Source organism: Serratia sp. MMO-28 (genome assembly GCF_037199905.1).
GTDB classification, from domain to species: Bacteria; Pseudomonadota; Gammaproteobacteria; order Enterobacterales; family Enterobacteriaceae; genus Chania; species Chania oryzae.
On the sequence record NZ_JBBCVB010000013.1, the window covers coordinates 1 to 18,884 of the forward strand.

An 18,884-nucleotide genomic window follows, 5' to 3' on the forward strand; every position below is an offset into this window, starting at 1 on the left:
GATATTAAACGCGATGCTGCGAGATAATAGGCAATGGGTGACAAATTAATCATCACCCATTGACTTTAAACACAGCTGCTCTCCCTTGGGGAGAGGGTTAGGGTGAGGGGACGATCGCCGGGCTACCAACTGCTCACCCCGCCCTCCCAGAGGGAGAGAGGGCGATGCCTTGAGCCATTGATGCATGATTATGCCGCTTTGCGCTCAACTGACAGGCATTACGCCCGAAGGCGTGCCGAGTAGCAAAGTTACTGCGGATAAGGTACCCAATCACCACCGTTGAGGCGAATATAGGGCTTGCCCTGATACTGCATAATAACTGCGTTGTCATTTTCGGAGACGGCGGCGGTTTGCGGCAGGCCTTGAGTCAGGGTTTGCCAGTCGACGCTCGGCGCACTAAAGACTTTGCCATCCACCAGTCGTGATACCAGCTCAGACAGCGCCAGATAGCTGCTCGGCGTTTTAATCTCAAACGGGCTACCCTGATGTGGGGCCTGCATGCCGATCAGCTTGATGCCCATGGGCGTGTGAGTAATGCTCGGGCTTGGAATATCACGCAGGCCAGACATCTGCATTTTATCGCCAACCAGTGCCGCACCGTGCTCCGGTACGAGTACCACCATCACTTTTCGCCCGGACTGTTGCAACTCATCAAGGAAGGTATTCAACTGATCTAACAGCTTTTGCGCCCGTGGCTGGTAATCAGCGCCCTTGTTGGCACCCACAAATCGATCGCCATCGTGTAGTGGAATGACGTTGAAGAAGGTTGCCGTGCGGGCATCAGTGCCTTTTTTCTGTAGATCGAGCCAGCGATTGAGCAATTCCAGATCGTTATAAATCGGTTCGCCGTCGAAAGAGGTCAGTTCATTGCTGATACCTGCTTGTGACATCAGCGGTGCCTGTAAACCCCCATCGGTGCGCAGGTTTTTCAGGTAATCCCCAAACATGCCGGAGTGATCCAGCATCAGCTGTGATTTAAACCCGAGTTTTGCCAGATTATCAAACAGATAACACTGCTGATTGGCAGGCTGATAGAGATCGTGGTGCGAAGACTGCCCGCAACTGGCCCGCAGCAGGCGGATGGCCGCCGGGCCGCTGTAGGCGGTGGCTGAGTTGAAGTTGGTGAATATAATGTCCATCTTGTCCCACAGCGGGTGGTTGCGCAGATTGACCGCATCCAGATCGGCCCAAGCCAGCGAACAGATATTAATAATCAACAGGTCGAATGGCTGAGCATCGCTGGGCAGTGTGGTAGGGAAAACCGTAGCGCGGCTTTTTTCCTGATCGTAAAACTGCTCCAGATTGGCGGCGAGGTTGGCATTGGTAGGAGGGCCGTTGGTGGCTGGTTGGCTACCGCCAGGAACCGCCTCATTCGCCGGCGGCGTTACCGGAGCCGATGCCGCAGCGGTACTGGTGGTTGGCAGCAAGGACACCGCCGGGCCGGTGACATTCACCAGGTTCAACCATACCATGGCAGCAACGGTAAACACCGTAATCCGCAGCCATTGCGCCAGAAACAGATAGGCAATCAGCATCACAAAAGCGGCACCCAGCATCTGCCAGTTGATAAAGCGTTCGACCAGTTCAAGCAGATACGGGGCGCTGAAACCCGCGAGCTGCGAACCCTGGCTGATGATGCTGTTAATACCAGGCAGCCAGGTGTCGTAATAGAACAGACCTATCCCGATTGGAATGGCAATAATGTGCCGCCAGCGGTGCAGACGCAGTGAAGGGATCGGCATCAGCAAAAATGCCATAAACACCAGGTTTGGTAGTGCATGGAAATTCAGATAGCCAAACCATAGCAGGCTGAACTTGGCTAAAAAGTAAAAGTTCCAACCACCAAGACCGCGCCAGTAGCGCCACAGATCGTTTTCAGGCGTCGTTATTTTATTTTCGTTCATTATGATTTTTACGCTTAGTCTGAGAAGAGGGATCTTCGCGGGTCCACAACCCTGCTGGCTTTAAATAACGCGGTGATAACAGCCGGTTTTGCCAATTCTGATACCAGTTTGGGAAACGACGATGCAGGGAGTAACCCAAGGGAATAAAGATGATCGCGCAAAGGAGCATGATCTGTACGATGTCGGTAATGTCGTTCATCCTGGCCCCCGGCTTAACAGAGTGATGGGCACTGGCTGGCGGCGTTGATCGGCCTGCGTTTCTTCTGTTGTGGCTGTTGTTTTGGCCGTGGTTTTGGGGCCGGCCTGCAGATCGCGTTTAACGGAGGATTGGGCCAATGCCAGATTCTGTGTGAGTTGGTTGATTTCAGAGAGAATATCCACGTCCTCATACCAGACCACCCAGTTGCTGAAGGCTTCGCGCACGGGCAGCCGGAAGATGAACTTCAGCGCCGTGTCCAGATCGTTAATCCGGCAGGTGGAAAGGAACAGGAACAGCCGGTTTTGTGCCACGGTCATGACATCGCCGAAGCGGCGCTGGTGGCACAAGGTCATAGACTGCCGAGCGGTCAACCCAGGAACGGGGCGTAACGCGACCATCACGCCTTTGCCGTCTTCCGGCAGCAACGTATTTTCTAGCAGCGATACCACCGCTTTACTGAAATCCTCCAGCGGCAGATAGCCTTTTACGGGTAATGGCCGCAGCCCTGCCAGCAGGGCGTCGATGTCAGCAGGAACATAGCGTGACAAACGCTGGCCTTGAACACCCTCCAGCATGGTCAGAAAACTCGACAGCGGTGCGGAATGGGGCACGATCAGGCTGGCCCCGCAGGCCAGCAGCAGGCGTTCATCACTGTAACGCAGGCTGGCGCTCATTTCGCGTACCACGATTTTCAGCCCATTGCCGCGATGGCGGCGCAAATTGTGGATCTGGTGGGCCAGCACATCAATGTGGTCACTCTGATAGAGGGCAAAAATCAGCGTTGCCGCCATGGCCTGCATGCCTTGCTGGGTCAGTAACGTGCTGTTTTCGAACAGTTGCCAGTTAGCGGACAGCGGAGGTGCACCTTCAAGGATGCACCTTTCTGCCAGATAGCGGCCCGCATCGCTGACGACCGGAGTATGAAGCGCGGGGCCTTCTTCCTCTTCTTCCTCTTCTTCGGCCTGCCAGCCTTGTGGCGTTTGGTTCAGCGTCAGCAGTTGGTTGGCGTTGATGCAGTGCGGTGTGCTCCACCAGTTGACCAGGTACTGCGCACTGTCCTGCTGCCAATGCAGGCTGGATAAACCATTGAAAATGCGGTGCTCGTTACTAAGCTGGCCGCGGAGCCGGTTGACGCCGCTGCTGTGGCTGAGAATAACCATCGTGCACTGCTGCTGGCGTAACCATTTAGCGGTGCTGTAAGACCATTCGCGCAGCTCATCGTGAGTGAAGTTTTGCCATAAGTTGGCAGGAGCCAGCAGGATCAACAGACGGTTTTTCGGGTTTAATGTGCGCATCAAATCATTGCGCAAATGCAGCAGCGCTGCTTTTTTCTCCGGCAAGCTATATAAAGGCAGTTTTTTTACTGCGGGCGAAGGGGGGGCGGCCAGCAAATTATCCGGTTTGTCGCCGCTGTAAATCAGCGCCAACGAGCTCTCTTCTGCCTGAGCCGTGATAATTTGCCAGCAAAGCAAATTCGCATCGGTCTGGCGATCGACATTAACCCAGTAAAACCCGGGTGATTGCATTACCGACAACTCTTCCCACATTTGTCGGATACCTAATAAGAAAGTCTGCGCCATAGATTTATTCTGCTTTTGTCGAAAATGTCACAGATCTGACAGATTCAGCGACTGAAAAACCGTAACGTTGCGGTCAAGAATAACAGGCCTAGCTCGCTTATGTCATAATAACCGTTAAAATTCATCTTATTGGTTATTTTTCTTTAATCGTTGCTATAGTCATTTAACATTAGCCTACTTTATTGAAGGTGGCAGAATGAATAAGGGCGATTTATCACACTTTCGCACGGTGGATCAGCCACTGATGCAAGACGATTTACTGGCCTTGAGTCTCGCGTTTTCTTTGCCTGAATTAAATTACATCGATATTTTGCGTCAGGAGCGGTTAGCGCACATGATGGGGCGCTGGCCATTATTAGCCGAACTGGCGCAAAAAACGGGGAGCCTCTGACTTATGCCGGTCATTGCTTTGCAGGGAATACGCGGGGGCAGTGGTACCACATCATTGAGCGCCGCGCTTGCCTGGGCATTGCAGGAATTAGGGGAATCGGTACTGGCGATTGATTTTTCGCCGGACAATTTACTGCGGCTGCATTTCAATATGCCCTTTGAGCTGAGCCGCGGCTGGGCGCGAGCCGAGCTGGACGGGGTTAACTGGCAGCAAGGGGCAATGCGCTACTGCCCGAAACTCGATTTTCTGCCGTTTGGTCGTTTAAGCGTGGCTGAGCAGTGGAAAATGGGGCTGCTGAGTGACGCAACGCCAACGCATTGGCGCGATTTTCTGCAACAGGTCAAAACGTCTGGGCAATATCGTTGGATCCTGCTGGATATTCCGGCCGGTAACAGCCCCGTGATTCAGCAGCAATTGGCGCTGGCTGACAGCGTTTTCCTGCTGCTTAACCCCGATGCCAATTGCCATGCCCGTCTGCACCAGCAGGTGTTACCGCCTCATTGTCATTTCCTTATTAATAACTACTCTGCCGCCAGCCAACTGCAGGAAGACTTGCACCAATTCTGGCTGCAAACGCTGAGTGGCTTGTTACCTTTGATGATCCATCGCGATGAAGCGTTATCTGAGGCGCTGGCCGCCAAACAGCCGCTGGGAGAATACCGGCCGGAAAGCCTGGCGGCGGAGGAAGTCATCACCCTGGCCAACTGGTGTCTGATCAATCTGCAGGGAGTGGCAAAATGAGCCGGCTATTGAGCCTGGTGCTGATCCCTCCTGTTCGTCAGGCGCTACAAGCGCGTTATCGTGCTTATCGCCTGAGGAAAGCCTCACCGTTTGCTGCCTTTTTCAATACCCTGATGCTGATGCTGATGCTGATGCTGCTGCTGGGTTGGGTTTTCCTGCGTTTTGAATCTCCGGCTTGGCGGCGGCTCAGAGCCAATCCTCAACACTGGTTCCCCCATATCGCACCAAATCGCCCGCGGCCTGCAGACGTATTACGTTATCTGTTCCAGTGCTTGTGGTTGTTGATCATTCGCAACGATAGTCGCCCGATACTCAAGAGGCCCAACTTTGCTGAGCGCTTGCAGCGCCTGCAGCGGAATTATACCAAGGGGCTGAAAGGTTTCCCGCAGCGGGTACAGCAAGCTGAAATGGGGCAGCGTCTGTGGCAGCGCTTCAGCCAACTGAACCGGCGTGTGCGTCAGGCTTTGTTTATTGCTGCTGGTGTGCTTGCGGCGCTGATGGCGATGTTATGTATTTCACAACCCTTTGAATTATGGCCGCAGTTTATCTTTGTGCTGCTGTTGTGGGGGGTTGCCATGGTGGTGCGCCGTTTGCCCGGCCGTTTACCCAGCCTGATGCTGATCGTGCTGTCACTCACCGTTTCCTGCCGGTATCTGTGGTGGCGCTATACCGAGACGCTGAACTGGGGCGATCCGTTCAGCCTGATCTGCGGGTTGCTGCTGTTGGCCGCCGAAACCTATGCCTGGGTGGTGCTGGTCTTGTGCTACTTCCAGACCGTGTGGCCGCTGCAGCGTCAGCCGGTGCCGATGCCAGCCGATACCAGCACCTGGCCAACGGTAGATTTGATGGTGCCGACTTACAACGAGGATCTGGGGGTCGTCAAGCCAGCGATTTACGCTGCACTGGGCATCGATTGGCGAAAGAGAAGCTCAATATTTATATCCTTGATGACGGTAATCGTAAGGAATTCAGAGAGTTTGCCGAGCAGTTAGGTGTCCGTTACATCGCTCGCTCCACCCATGAACACGCGAAGGCCGGTAACATTAACAATGCGTTGAAGCAGGCCACCGGTGAATTTGTTGCCATCTTCGATTGCGATCATGTCTCGACGCGATCCTTCCTGCAACTGACCATGGGCTGGTTCTTCAAAGATAAAAAACTGGCGATGTTGCAAACGCCGCACCATTTCTTCTCCCCCGATCCCTTCGAGCGCAACCTTGGCCGTTTTCGTCAGACGCCGAATGAGGGAACGCTGTTTTATGGCTTGGTACAAGACGGCAACGATATGTGGGACGCCACCTTCTTCTGTGGCTCCTGTGCCGTATTGCGCCGCAGTGCGCTGGATGAAATCGGCGGCATCGCGGTGGAGACCGTCACCGAGGATGCGCATACTTCATTGCGTCTGCATCGTCTCGGCCACACTTCGGCCTATATTCGTATTCCACAGGCTGCCGGGCTGGCAACGGAGAGCCTGGCTGCGCACGTTGGGCAACGTATCCGCTGGGCGCGCGGTATGGCGCAGATCTTCCGCTTGGATAACCCGTTGCTGGGTAAAGGGCTTAAGATCGGACAGCGGCTATGTTACGCCAACGCCATGCTGCACTTTTTTTCCGGCGGCCCGCGCTTGATTTTCCTGATTGCGCCATTGGTGTTCCTGTTGTTGCATGCTTACATCATCTATGCCCCAGCGCTGGCGATCGCGCTGTACGTTCTGCCGCACATGATCCACGCCAGCCTGACCAGTTCACGTATCCAGAGCAAATATCGTTACTCTTTCTGGGGTGAAATCTATGAAACCGTTCTGGCCTGGTATATCGCCAGGCCGACCACGGCTGCGTTGTTCAATCCGTATAAAAGCAAGTTCAACGTAACGGCAAAAGGGGTGCATTCAGATCAGGATCATTTTGACTGGGTGATCACGCGCCCATACTTGTGCCTGGTCGTGCTGAATTTAGCGGGGATCGGATTTGGCGTGTGGCGCCTTTTCTTCGGCCCGAGCGATGAACTCATGACCGTGGTGCTCAATCTGGTGTGGGTCTTTTACAACATGCTGATTCTTGGCGGTGCCATTGCGGTGGCCGTGGAAGTCAAACAGATGCGTCGCTCACACCGGGTGGAAATTGCCATGCCAGCAGCGTTGGCAAGGGCCGATGGGCACCTTTTCCCGTGCAGCCTGCGGGATTACTCCGACGGGGGCGTTGGCCTGGAAATGCGTGTGCCGGATCAGTTAAGGGACGGAGACAGAGTGTTGTTATTGCTCAAGCGTGGTCAGCAGGAATTCAGTTTCCCCTGTTTGGTGACGCGCGCCAACGGTGTCCATGTCGGGGTACGTCTGGAAGATCTGTCTATCCGTCAGCATATTGAATTTATTCAGTGTACCTTCGCCCGCGCCGATACCTGGGCGCTGTGGCAGGATGGGTTCCCTGAAGATAAACCGGGGGAGAGCCTGCGAGATGTCATGATGCTGGGGATCCGCGGTTACATGCGAATGGCGGATTATTCACCGCCCATCATTCGCGGCATTATTGCCGGATTGGCCACGCTGACTGCCTGGGTAATGTCATTTATCCCTCAAGGCGTAGGCAGGGAACCGGCTTTTGTTCAGAAAGAGGCTGTGGCATAGGCGGTGTATTTTGCAACCGTTCGCCCGTGAACAGGTTCTAACATTGATGATGATACGATGAAGAGAAAAATAACCTGGTTTACCGCATTGGCCTTAGGCATCAGTTCCCTGTCTCAGGCGGAAACACCGACTTCAGCAATTGCCTTTGGGTTACCCCCGGCGATTGAGGCCGCTGGTTCTTCTGTGACTACGCCCATCCGATCGGTCATACCTGAAGATCCGAACACGCCGGTGCGGGATGTGCAATTACCCTTCGCACAAATCGCGCCACCACCGGGGACCTTTACGCTGCGTGGAACGCGCCCTGAAGGGCAGGTGGAATTTGGCGTGCGCAGCGACGAAGTGGTGTCACAGGCCGTGCTCGACCTGACGTTTACGCCATCGCCTTCGCTGATCCCACAGGAGTCCCACGTTAAGGTCTATCTCAATGATGAACTGATGGGGGTGTCAAGCATTGCCAAAGAGCAATTGGGGAAAACCAATCGGGTTCAGATCTCGATCGACCCGCGTTATATCAGTGATTTTAACCGCGTGCGCCTGGAGTTTGTCGGCCATTACCAGAATATCTGTGAAAACCCGGCAAACAGCGTGTTGTGGCTGGATGTCAGTAAATCCAGTGCGCTGAATCTGCGCTTCCAGAAATTGCCGCTGAAAAATGATCTGTCGCATTTCCCCGAACCTTTCTTTGATAGCCGTGACAGCCGTCCGTTAGATCTGCCGATGGTGTTTGCCGGGCAGCCGGATTTGGTGCAGCAGCGTGCGGCCGGTATTCTGGCCTCCTGGTTTGGCAGCAAGGCGCAGTGGCGCGGCCAGTCGTTCCCAACGCTGTTTAATCAGTTGCCCAACCAGCACGCGATTGTGTTTGTTACCAATCAGCAACGGCCGGATTTCCTGAAAGATCATCCGCAGGTGAACGGGCCGACCATAGAAATGGTCAATCATCCGAATAACCCGTATGTGAAGCTGCTGCTGATAGAGGGCCGTGATGACAACGATCTGATTACCGCCGTGCAGGGCATTGCACAGGGGGACATTCTGTTCCGCGGCCAGAGCCTGACGGTGGATAAGGTCGAGCAATTGTTACCGCGGCAGCCGTACGATGCGCCAAACTGGGTACGCACCGATCGGCCAATGACCTTTAGCGAGTTGCAGCAATATGCCGGGCAGTTGCAAACCAGCGGCATTGAACCTGGCCCGATCTCGTTGAACATGAATTTGCCACCGGACTTGTTCCTGATCCGCAGTACGGGTATCGATATGTCACTGAAATATCGATATACCGCACCGCGTGTGCAGGATAGCTCGCGCCTGAGCATCAGCCTGAACAACCAGTTTGTGCAGGCCTATTCGCTGTTGCCAGAGAACGAGCAGGACGGAAAAATATTGGGCATTCCGCTGCGGCAGGGGCTGATTGCTGCGGAGAAAACGGTCAATATTCCGGCGCTGAAACTTGAGCCGATTAACCAGATACGCTTTGACTTTGATTACACCACGCTATTAGGCAGCGGCACGGCAGATCGCTGTGAAACCTATTCAGTAGCCCCTAATCATGCGGTGATCGACGGCAGTTCCACCATTGATTTCTCGGGCTATCGACACTTTATGGCGATGCCCGACCTGCGCGCTTTTGCCAATGCCAGTTTCCCATTCAGCCGCATGGCGGATCTATCGCAAACCCTGGTGCTGGTGAGCAAGCAGCCGCAGCCCGCCCAGGTTAGTGCCTTGCTCAATGCGCTGGGAAGTGTGGGGGCTCAAACCGGTTATCCGGCGTTGGCCTTTATGCTGGCCGATGATTGGTCGCAGGCCAGAGAGAAAGACGCCGATATTCTGCTGATCGGCACCATCCCGCCGGAGTTGCGCGATGAGAAGAAAATCAATTTACTGATAGAAGCCACTCAGAGCTGGGTGAAACAGCCGATGCGTCAGTTACCGCTGCCGGAAATCAAAGTGCAGCAGGATGATGCAACGCCAGACAGTAAAGCGACTATCAGCTCCGCAGGGGCCGTAGCAGCGATTGTCGGTGTGCAGTCGCCGTTCAACGATCAACGCAGCATTGTGGCGCTGTTGGCGGATAGCCCCCAGGGTTATGAACTGCTGAATAATGCGCTGCTGGATGGCGCTAAACGAGCCAATGTATTTGGCTCGGTGGCGGTGATCCGTGAATCGGGGATCAGCAGCCTGAGCGTGGGGGATATTTACTATGTCGGGCATCTGCCGTGGTGGGAACGTGTCTGGCATGTGTTAGCCACCCATCCAGTATGGTTAGCCGTCATGGCAACCTTGGTGGTAGTGATCATGGCGCTGTTGCTGTGGCGTGGCTTGAAGGCCTACAGCCGTCGTCGCCTGTCGCCGGATGAGCGGGACTAAATGCTATGCGGGTGATGCGTAACTTCAGAAAAAACTGGTTATGCCTGTTTCCTTTGAGCCTGGTCCTATTTCCCCAGGCGCAAAGTACAGAAACCGTTGCGCCTGAGCAATGGCTGCTGGAGCAGGTGCGCGTCGGTGAGGCCAGCAATAAAGACGAACTGGTGCGTCAGTCGCTTTATCGTCTTGAACTGATGGACCCGAATAATCCTGAGGTGATTGCGGCACGTATGCGCTTGGCATTGCGCCAGGGCAATCAGGTACTGGCGCAGCAGCAGTTGGACAAGTTGAAGAATATCGCACCACAATCCGCCGCTTATCATCAGGCGCAGACGAACCTGTTGCTGACCCAGCCGGAAACGCGCCAGAAACTGCAACAGGCGCGTTTGATGGCTGCCGCTGGCCGCTTGCCGGAAGCCAAGGCGCAGTACGATGCCTTGTTTCAAGGGGATCCGCCCACTCTCGAACTGGCGGTGGAATACTGGAAACTGGTGGCGCGGCTGCCGGGGCAGGAGCCTGTGGCACAGCAAAAGCTGCAACGGCTGGATCAGCAGTATCCCGGTAATATTTCATTGCGTATGACATTGGCACAACTGCTGTTCAGCCAGAATCAGGAGAAACAGGCTTACGACGTTTTGCAGCGGCTCGCAGCGGATCCCGCCGGGCGTGGCCCTGCGGCTGATTTGTGGCTGGAAAAAATCAAAGCGATGCCAGTCAGCCCCCAAAGCGTGGCGATGCTCAACCGCTTCCTCAGCGTGTTTGAAAGCAGCGATCAGGCGGCCAGCGCACAGCAGGAATTAGCCAGACAGCAAACTCTGTTGGCCGATCCTGCTTATCAGGCGCGGATGGTCGGTTTGGCGCAGGTGGATAAAGGGGGGAGCCACGCGGCGATCCCAGAGCTGAAAAAAGCGCTGGTCAGTACGCCTGATGACGCACAGGTGCTGGGGGCATTGGGTTTGGCCTACGCGCGTTCAGGTAACCGTCAGAAAGCCTTGAGCCTGTTTTTGCAGGCGCAGAAAGCAGATAAGAATGGCTACGACAGCGCTAAATGGCAAAGCCTAATCCAGAGTAATCGCTATTGGTTGGCGATCGATGCGGGCGACAAAGCGCTGAAGGCCAATAATCTAGCGCTGGCGCAGCAAAAATATCAGCAGGCGCGGCAGATTGACCACAGCGACAGCAGTGCGTTGATCGGTCTCGCTGACGTTGCCGTGGCTCATAAAGATGATGTGACCGCCGAGCGTTACTATCAGCAGGCTTTGCGCCTTGACCCGAGCAGCGGCAGTGCGGTCCGCGGCCTGGTGAATATCTACCAGCGTCAATCGCCGCAAAAGGCGTTGGCCTATCTGAACAGCTTGCCACGCAGGCAGCAGGATAAGTTGCGTGATACCCTCAACAGCCTGCAACTGGATATGCTAAAGCAGCAGGCGGAAGTGTTGACACAGCGCCAGCAGTGGTCGCAGGCGGTGGAGATATACCGGCAAGCCTACCAGATGGATCCAAGCGATGTCTGGCTGACTTATCACTACGCGCAGGCGTTACGTCAGGATTGGCATCCACAGCAGGCCGACGCGCTATTCAGCCAACTGGCGCAGAAAAAACCCGGCGATCCACAACAAATTTATGCCTATGCGCTGTATCTGTCTGCCAGCGATCGCGATAGCCAGGCGTTGGCACATCTGGATACGTTGCCGAAAGCGCAGTGGAGCGATGATATGCGTGAGATGGCACAGCGGCTGGAGATGCAGGCGGCGCTGGACCATGGCGAAAAACTGCGTGCCGCGGGCGATGAAGCGGGAGCGATTGCCTATCTGCGCCAGCAACCGGCGGATACGCGGATCGAACTGCTGCTTGCCGATTGGGCTTTGGCCCGGGAGGATTATGGGGAAGCGTTGGCCGCGTATCAGCGAGTGCGCCTGCGTGAACCGAGTAACCCAGACGCACGATTGGGCGAGATTGAAGCCTACGTAGCCGAAGGCAAGCTGAGTGAGGCACATCAGCGGCTGAAAACCGCGCCACCGAAGGAGGAGTCGCTCAACGGCCAGCGCCGCTTGGCTAATGCCTGGAATGCGGTGGGTGAACCGCAGAAAGCGACCGCCATCTTCACGCAGTTGAAAGCTGCCGCGCTGCATGAACCCGCAGGCCAGGCGAAAGCGCTGGTGTATCGCGATGCCGCGCGCTTGGAACAGGTACAGCAGCGTCCCGCGGAGGCGCAGCAGGATTATCGCCAGGCGATGGTGGCCAGCGGTATGGTGCCCGCTATTCTGCTGGATAACGACAGCTACACCCGTGCGACGCGTAATAATCCGATGGATGACTGGCTTAAGCGTGGTATCCGTTCTGATGCCGCCGATCTCTATCGCCAGCAGGATGTGAAGGTGACGCTGAATCATGATTACTGGGGGTCGAGCGGCACCGGTGGGATCTCCGATTTGAGCGCGCATGACACCATGCTGCAGGTGGATATGCCGCTGTATGACGGCCGCGCATTCTTCCGCACCGATACCGTTCAACTGAATGCGGGCACGTTTTCTACCGATGCTCAGGGCAAGCACTTCGAAACCTTCGGGACTTGTAATACGGTGGGTTGCAGCGGTGATGAGCGGCAGAGAGCCACCGGCACTAGCGTGGCCGTGGGTTGGAAAAACGAACGTTGGGAAACCGATCTGGGTACTACGCCAATCGGTTTTGACGTGGTGGATTGGGTCGGTGGTTTGGCTTACAACGGCGATTGGAACCATATCGGCTGGCGGCTGGGCGTTTCGCGTCGGCCGATTTCCAGTTCGTTACTGGCGTTTGGCGGCACGCGCGATCCCAATACCGGTATCACCTGGGGCGGCGTGCGTGCTACCGGTATCAGCCTCAGTGGCAGTTACGATCGCGGTGAGGCCAGCGGCGTTTGGGCCGATCTCAGCGCTCATCTGCTCACCGGTCAAAACGTTGAGGATAACCAGCGTCAGCGCCTAATGGCGGGCTATTACTATAAGTTGATTAATGAGGATAATCGCCGTTTCACCCTGGGCCTGAGCAGCATGCTGTGGCATTACCAGAAGGATTTAAGCGGTTATTCCCTGGGGCAAGGGGGCTATTACAGCCCACAGGAATACGTATCGCTGGCGGTGCCGGTGAACTATCGTCAGCGCACTGAGAACTGGTCATGGGAGGTGGGCGGATCGGTGTCGATTTCTCATTCGAAATCCAATGACGAAAAACGCTATCCGTTACAGGGGTTGATCCCCGATTCTCTGCCAGATAAGTTTGCCGTTGAAACGGGCAGTTCCTCCTCCGGTATCGGCTATACGCTGCGGGCGATTATTGAACGCCGCCTCGGTTCTCATTGGACAATGGGAGCTGGGGTGGATATCCAGCAGGCCAAAAACTATACGCCTAGTCATGCATTGATTTATCTGCGCTATTCATTTGCCGGCTGGCAAGGCGATCTTGACTTGCCTCCACAACCCCTGACGCCATACGCCGATTTCAAGTAATAAGAAATCGGTCGATTCGGGTGTTACCTACCGAGTGGTTTTGTTACCCTGTAGGCATTCCAGCTAGGATAATACTGAAACCCGCGCTTTTCTGCCGTCGTCAGGCGGCAGGGAAGGTAAAAACATGAAACGATCGAGTATACTCAGTTTGGTTTGAGGGGCGGGCATACGGCATCTGCCCTTTTTTATTGCGGCCCGAATGAGCGGAGAACCGGTTTGCAAGTCAGGCGTTCGTTAACGATCAAGCAGATGGCCACGGTGTCCAGCGTTGCGCTGGTGACAATCTGTATCTTCATCGTGATCCAGTTATTCCATTTTGTGCAGCAGCGCAGGGATGACTACGCCCATCAGTTAGAGAGTATCGCGCACTCTGTCCGCCAACCTCTAGCCGAGGCCGTGCTGCGCATGGATGTGCCGGAAACCGAGAGAGTGCTCAATTCATTGCTGCCGGTCGGGATCCTTACGCGCGCCTATATTGTATTGCCGAATGAGTTTGAGGCTGTACATGCCAATTTCCCGCCTGAACGGCCGGTGCCCGCGCTGCTGGCGCGTATTTTTGAGCTGCCGGTACAGATTTCAGTGCCGCTTTATTCGCTGGAGCGAGTGCCTGCTAATCCTCAGCCGCTGGCCTATTTGGTGTTACAAGCCGACTCGTTCCGCATGTATCAATTTATTCTCAGCACGCTGTCTACCATGTTATCCACCTACCTGCTGCTGGCGCTGATCCTGTCGGTTGCCATTACCTGGTGCATGAATCGGTTGCTGGTTTACCCGTTGCGCGCGATGGTGAGGGAGCTTGAGAATATCGCTCCAGAAGATATGCCTTATCACCAACTGATGTTGCCCGCTCACCACCAGGATGATGAGCTGGGTCTGCTGGTGCGTAATTACAACCGCAATCAGCAGATGCTGGCTAAGGCGCACACTGAAATGAGCCGCCTTAGCACCCGCAACTCGATTACTGAATTACCCAACTCGGTGTTGTTTACCGCGTTGCTTGAACAGCACTTGGCTTCCCATATGCGTCCGGCACGTTTTAACCTGCTGGTGGTTGGGATTGAAACACTACACGAAGTGTCTGGTGTGCTCAGCCCGTCAAAACGTGAAGCGCTGTTGCTGATGCTGGTGAAAAAACTGCGTAATGCCATCGGTTCTGATTGCGTGCTGGCACAGTTGAGTAACGCCGAGTTTGCCATTCTGGCAAAGAATATTGAACAGCCGTTCCATGCCATGCAGTTGGCACGACGTATTATGGTAGAGATCAATAACCCGCTGAATCTGCAGCAAATGTCACTGAGACCAAGTGCCAGTATCGGCATTGCCCATTTCTCACCCCCTGGGGGCAGCGCGGAACAACTGCTGCGTAGTGCCACTTCGGCAATGATGGCGGCACACCGTGAAGGTAAGAACCAAATCCTGTTCTTTGAGCCGAGCCTGACGGAACGAACGCAAAAGAGGCTGACACAGGAAAGCGAGATCCTGCTGGCGATTGAGCAGCGTCAGTTTACGCTGTTTCTGCAACCGCAGGTGGATATGCAAACCCATCAGGTGCTGGGGGCTGAGGCGCTGTTGCGCTGGCCACAGCGCGATAGCAGCCTGGTGTTACCGGCGGAAGTGATTCCGTTAGCGGAAGAGTTGGGCGTTATCGTTCCACTCGGTAACTGGGTGTTGGAAGAGTCCTGCCGTATTCTGGCACAGTGGCAGCATCAAGGGATTAAGCTGCCGCTGGCGATGAATATTTCTGCGCTTCAGCTGCTGCATCAAGATTTTATCCCACACTTGAAGCAGCTGTTAGTTCAGCATCGGATCGAGCCGGGTAAATTACAGCTGGAAATCACGGAAACCGTGCGCATTAACGATCTTGAGCAGGTGCTGGGGTTGCTGCGTGAACTGCATGATTTGGGCTTGTCGATCGTCTTGGATGATTTTGGCATGGGGTATTCCAGCCTGAATTACCTGAACCATCTCAAATGCTTGCCGATCGATTTGATTAAAATCGACAAGAGTTTTATTGATGACCTGCCGCAGGATGATGCGCTAGTACGCATCATCAGCTCTATCTCTGATGTGCTCAATCTGCCGATGATGGCGGAAGGTGTGGAAACCGACGCGCAGCGTGACTGGCTGTTACAGCACGGTATCCGCCATGGTCAGGGTTTTCTGTTTGCCGAACCTTTGCCTCGCGAGGCGTTCGAAGCTCAATTTTGCCCGCCCGTACAATAAGTTTTTTCGTGATTTTCTGGTACTTTTGCGGTGTCCGAAAATCGCACTTCACTCCTACCCCTTTTGCGTTAGTGCAAAGAAAAACTTACGTAGCTTTCAGCTTTGCAGCTTAGCTGACGCGTTTCAGCTCTTAAATTCGTATCAATAAGCGTTATTGGGAACAACAAATTATTTCCATGTTGTTATGTGGGTGTTATTTTCCGCGCAAGCGATAAACAGGACGGACGAGTGAATGTCCGACTGTCGCGTTGTCTCCCCCCAAAGGATTTCATATGAAAACAACTATCTTTAAGAGCCTCTATTTTCAGGTGCTGACAGCGATTACGCTGGGTATCCTGCTTGGCCATTTCTACCCTGACCTCGGTGCCCAGATGAAACCACTGGGTGATGGATTTGTTAAATTAATCAAAATGATTATCGCACCTGTGATTTTCTGTACCGTGGTGACCGGCATCGCGGGGATGGAAAGCATGAAGGCCGTTGGCCGCACCGGGGCGATAGCGCTACTGTATTTTGAAATTGTCAGCACCTTGGCGCTGCTGATCGGCCTGGTGATCGTTAACCTGGTGCAACCCGGTGCCGGGATGAACGTCGATCCTGGCACGCTGGATGCCAAAGCGGTCGCGGTTTACGCTGAGCAGGCGTCGCAGCAGGGGATCATTCCTTTCCTGCTGGATATTATCCCGGGTAGCGTGATTGGCGCATTCGCCAGTGGCAATATCCTGCAGGTGTTGCTGTTTGCCGTGCTGTTCGGTTTTGCCCTGCATCGCTTGGGTGAGAAAGGCCAGTTGATCTTCAACGTGATTGAAAGTTTCTCACGCGTGATCTTCGGCATTATCAACATGATCATGCGCTTGGCCCCGCTGGGTGCTTTCGGTGCAATGGCGTTCACCATCGGTAAATACGGTGTGGGTACGCTGGTGCAACTGGGCCAGCTGATCGCCTGTTTCTATATCACCTGTGTGCTGTTTGTGGTGGTGGTCCTCGGTTCGATTGCCCGCTACAACGGCTTCAACATCTTCAAATTTATTCGTTATATCAAAGAAGAACTGCTGATCGTACTCGGTACTTCGTCTTCCGAGTCGGTGCTGCCACGCATGCTCGATAAAATGGAGAAACTGGGTTGTAAGAAATCGGTGGTGGGTTTGGTGATTCCAACGGGCTATTCGTTCAACCTGGATGGCACCTCGATCTACCTGACCATGGCGGCGGTGTTTATTGCTCAGGCGACTAACACCCATATGGATATCATGCATCAGGTGACACTGCTGGTGGTGCTACTGCTGTCTTCGAAAGGGGCGGCAGGTGTTACCGGGAGTGGCTTTATTGTTCTGGCTGCCACCATCTCGGCAGTGGGCCATTTGCCACTGGCCGGTTTGGCGCTGATTCTGGGTATCGACCGCTTTATGTCTGAAGCGCGTGCGTTGACCAACCTGGTAGGTAACGGTGTTGCAACCGTAGTGGTGGCGAAGTGGTGCAACCAACTGGATGAAAAACAGCTGCGTGACACGCTGAACAATAAGCCTGGTGCCGTACCTGTTGATAAGACGCTGCCTTCTGCCTGATTTTTTCTGCTGAAACATCGGCTGCAACCGCAGCCGATGTTGTTTTTCCTCGCTGCTTAGGCACTTTTCGCACTTAAAAATCGACTATCCATTATTTTTCACTCTGATGAGTGACATCCGCAAAGGCGTGCGGTCTAACAGAATGGTACACTTTCCGCTTTGCGCCCCACGGTGAAACTCAGGGCGTTATTGTAGACTGTGCCACGCACGAATTTGGGCGCAGCCTAGTATTCCATTGAACGGAATATCCGTATTTACCTATAAAAATTGGATAGTCATTAAGTAGGGGTTCACATGCAGGGCACCAGAATTCATCTTTTAGTGGGTGGGCTACTGTTGGCTGCGGCCAGCGGCAGCGTGCAGGCTGAAGCACTACAACCAGACCCGGCCTGGCAGCAGGGGCAACTGGATAACGGGTTTTCCTGGCAGATTCTTGATACGCCGCAGCGGCCGAGCGATCGCGTTGAACTGCGGTTAATGGTCAATACGGGATCGCTGATGGAATCTTCCCAGCAGATCGGTTTTGCCCATCTGTTGCCACGCATTGCGATCGCGCGCAGCGAGAGTTTTACCGAGCCGCAGTTACGTTCACTGTGGCAACAGAGTGTGGATGGCGAACGGCCATTGCCGCCTGCCATCAGCTCTTATGATTTCACTCTGTACAACCTGAGCTTGCCGAATAATCGCCCCGATCTGCTGAAAGAGGCACTGGCCTGGCTTGCCGATACCTCGGGCAGGCTGGCGATTGATGAGCACACGATACAGAGCGTGATGAGTTCCAGTGTCGATCCTATCGGCACTTTCCCACCCGATCCCAAAGATTCCTGGTGGCGTTATCGCCTGAAAGATTCAACGCTGCTGGCGCACGATCCGGGCCAACAGGTTAAGCAGCCGATCAATATCGATGAGCTGAAGAAATTTTATCAGCAGTGGTATACCCCAGACGCGATGACGCTGTACGTGGTGGGGAAAGTGGACAGCCGCAGCTTGGGCGAGCAGATCAACAAAGCGTTTTCGCCACTGAAAGGCAAACGTGAAACGCCAGCGACTATGCCGACCCTGACACCGTTACCACCGCACCCCGTGAGCCTGATCAGCGAGCAGGTGAAGCAGGATACGCTGTCGATCATGTGGGACTCTCCGTGGCACCCGATTCGTGATTCACAAAGCCTGAGCCGCTACTGGCGTAGTGACATCGCGCGTGAAGCCCTGTTCTGGCATATCCAGCAAGTGTTGCAAAAGAGCGAGCAGAAAAATATCCAGCTGGGCTTCGACTGCCGGGTGCAGTACCAACGTGCGCAGTGTGCGATCCACCTGAATTCACCCAATGAAAACCTGAACACCGGTTTGGCATTTATTGCCCGTGAGTTGGCTAACCTGCGCAATAACGGCTTCTCGCAAGATGAATTTAATGCGCTGTTGGCGCAGAAAAGCGATCAGTTGAGCAAGCTGTTTGCTACCTATGCCCGCACGGATACCGATATCCTGATGAGCCAGCGCCTGCGTTCACAGCAGAGTGGGGTGGTGGATATTGCCCCGGAACAGTATCAGAAATTACGTCAGGCGTTCCTTTCTTCGCTGACGTTGGAAGCGTTGAATCAGGAACTGAAGCTACAACTGTCGCAGGATGCAACGCTGGTGCTGATGCAGCCGAAAGGTGAGCCTGAGATGAACATGAAGCAACTGCAGGAAACCTACAACGGTATCATGATACCTGCTCTGGTCGCCGTCAGTGAAGAAGCTAAACCGGCTGATACCGCGGCAGCGGAAACCCACACTCCGTAACGAGGACCAGGGGCAGAACGC

10 protein-coding genes and 1 pseudogene are annotated in these 18,884 nt (G+C 54.5%); 8 read left to right on the forward strand and 3 right to left on the reverse strand.

Translation table 11 applies throughout. The features are described from left to right. Nucleotides 1-248: 248 nt before the first annotated feature. The 3 genes from bcsG to bcsE are packed head-to-tail and all read right to left on the reverse strand — an operon-like array spanning nucleotide 249 to nucleotide 3,683. Entirely contained in the window at nucleotides 249-1,904 is a 1,656-nt protein-coding gene (bcsG, locus tag WG891_RS12930) for a cellulose biosynthesis protein BcsG (protein ID WP_337263094.1), read from the reverse strand. After that, nucleotides 1,891-2,103, reverse strand: coding sequence for a cellulose biosynthesis protein BcsF (gene bcsF, locus WG891_RS12935; protein ID WP_337263095.1), 213 nt, complete (start codon nucleotides 2,101-2,103; stop codon nucleotides 1,891-1,893). Before bcsF ends, bcsG begins: the two co-directional genes overlap by 14 nt. Next, nucleotides 2,100-3,683: a cellulose biosynthesis protein BcsE gene (gene bcsE / locus WG891_RS12940; protein WP_337263096.1), complete on the reverse strand. Its 1,584-nt coding sequence runs from the start codon at nucleotides 3,681-3,683 to the stop codon at nucleotides 2,100-2,102. Before bcsE ends, bcsF begins: the two co-directional genes overlap by 4 nt. 244 nt (nucleotides 3,684-3,927) lie before the next feature. Between bcsE and bcsR the strand changes: the two genes are divergently transcribed. The 8 genes and pseudogenes from bcsR to WG891_RS12980 all read left to right on the forward strand — a co-directional run bounded on the left by bcsR (nucleotide 3,928) and on the right by WG891_RS12980 (nucleotide 18,863). Further along, nucleotides 3,928-4,074, forward strand: a complete 147-nt coding sequence (bcsR, locus tag WG891_RS12945; RefSeq protein WP_337263195.1) for a cellulose biosynthesis protein BcsR — start codon at nucleotides 3,928-3,930, stop codon at nucleotides 4,072-4,074. Between the two features lie 3 nt (nucleotides 4,075-4,077). Then, nucleotides 4,078-4,815, forward strand: coding sequence for a cellulose biosynthesis protein BcsQ (gene bcsQ / locus WG891_RS12950; protein ID WP_337263097.1), 738 nt, complete (start codon nucleotides 4,078-4,080; stop codon nucleotides 4,813-4,815). Continuing rightward, a pseudogene (gene bcsA, locus WG891_RS12955) lies at nucleotides 4,812-7,438 on the forward strand (UDP-forming cellulose synthase catalytic subunit). Before bcsQ ends, bcsA begins: the two are co-directional and overlap by 4 nt. Before the next feature lie 57 nt (nucleotides 7,439-7,495). After that, nucleotides 7,496-9,805, forward strand: a complete 2,310-nt coding sequence (gene bcsB, locus WG891_RS12960) for a cellulose biosynthesis cyclic di-GMP-binding regulatory protein BcsB (RefSeq protein ID WP_337263098.1) — start codon at nucleotides 7,496-7,498, stop codon at nucleotides 9,803-9,805. A gap of 14 nt (nucleotides 9,806-9,819) precedes the next feature. Then, nucleotides 9,820-13,290: a cellulose synthase complex outer membrane protein BcsC gene (gene bcsC / locus WG891_RS12965; protein WP_337263099.1), complete on the forward strand. Its 3,471-nt coding sequence runs from the start codon at nucleotides 9,820-9,822 to the stop codon at nucleotides 13,288-13,290. 216 nt (nucleotides 13,291-13,506) lie between these two features. After that, nucleotides 13,507-15,513 carry a biofilm formation regulator HmsP gene (gene hmsP, locus WG891_RS12970; protein WP_337263100.1) on the forward strand — a complete coding sequence of 669 codons (2,007 nt, stop codon included), beginning with the start codon at nucleotides 13,507-13,509 and terminating at the stop codon, nucleotides 15,511-15,513. A 272-nt stretch (nucleotides 15,514-15,785) separates the two neighbouring features. Further along, nucleotides 15,786-17,078: a dicarboxylate/amino acid:cation symporter gene (locus WG891_RS12975; RefSeq protein WP_337263101.1), complete on the forward strand. Its 1,293-nt coding sequence runs from the start codon at nucleotides 15,786-15,788 to the stop codon at nucleotides 17,076-17,078. A gap of 294 nt (nucleotides 17,079-17,372) precedes the next feature. Further along, a complete protein-coding gene (locus WG891_RS12980) occupies nucleotides 17,373-18,863 on the forward strand; it encodes a M16 family metallopeptidase (RefSeq protein WP_337263102.1) in 1,491 nt (496 codons plus the stop codon). Nucleotides 18,864-18,884: the final 21 nt, after the last annotated feature.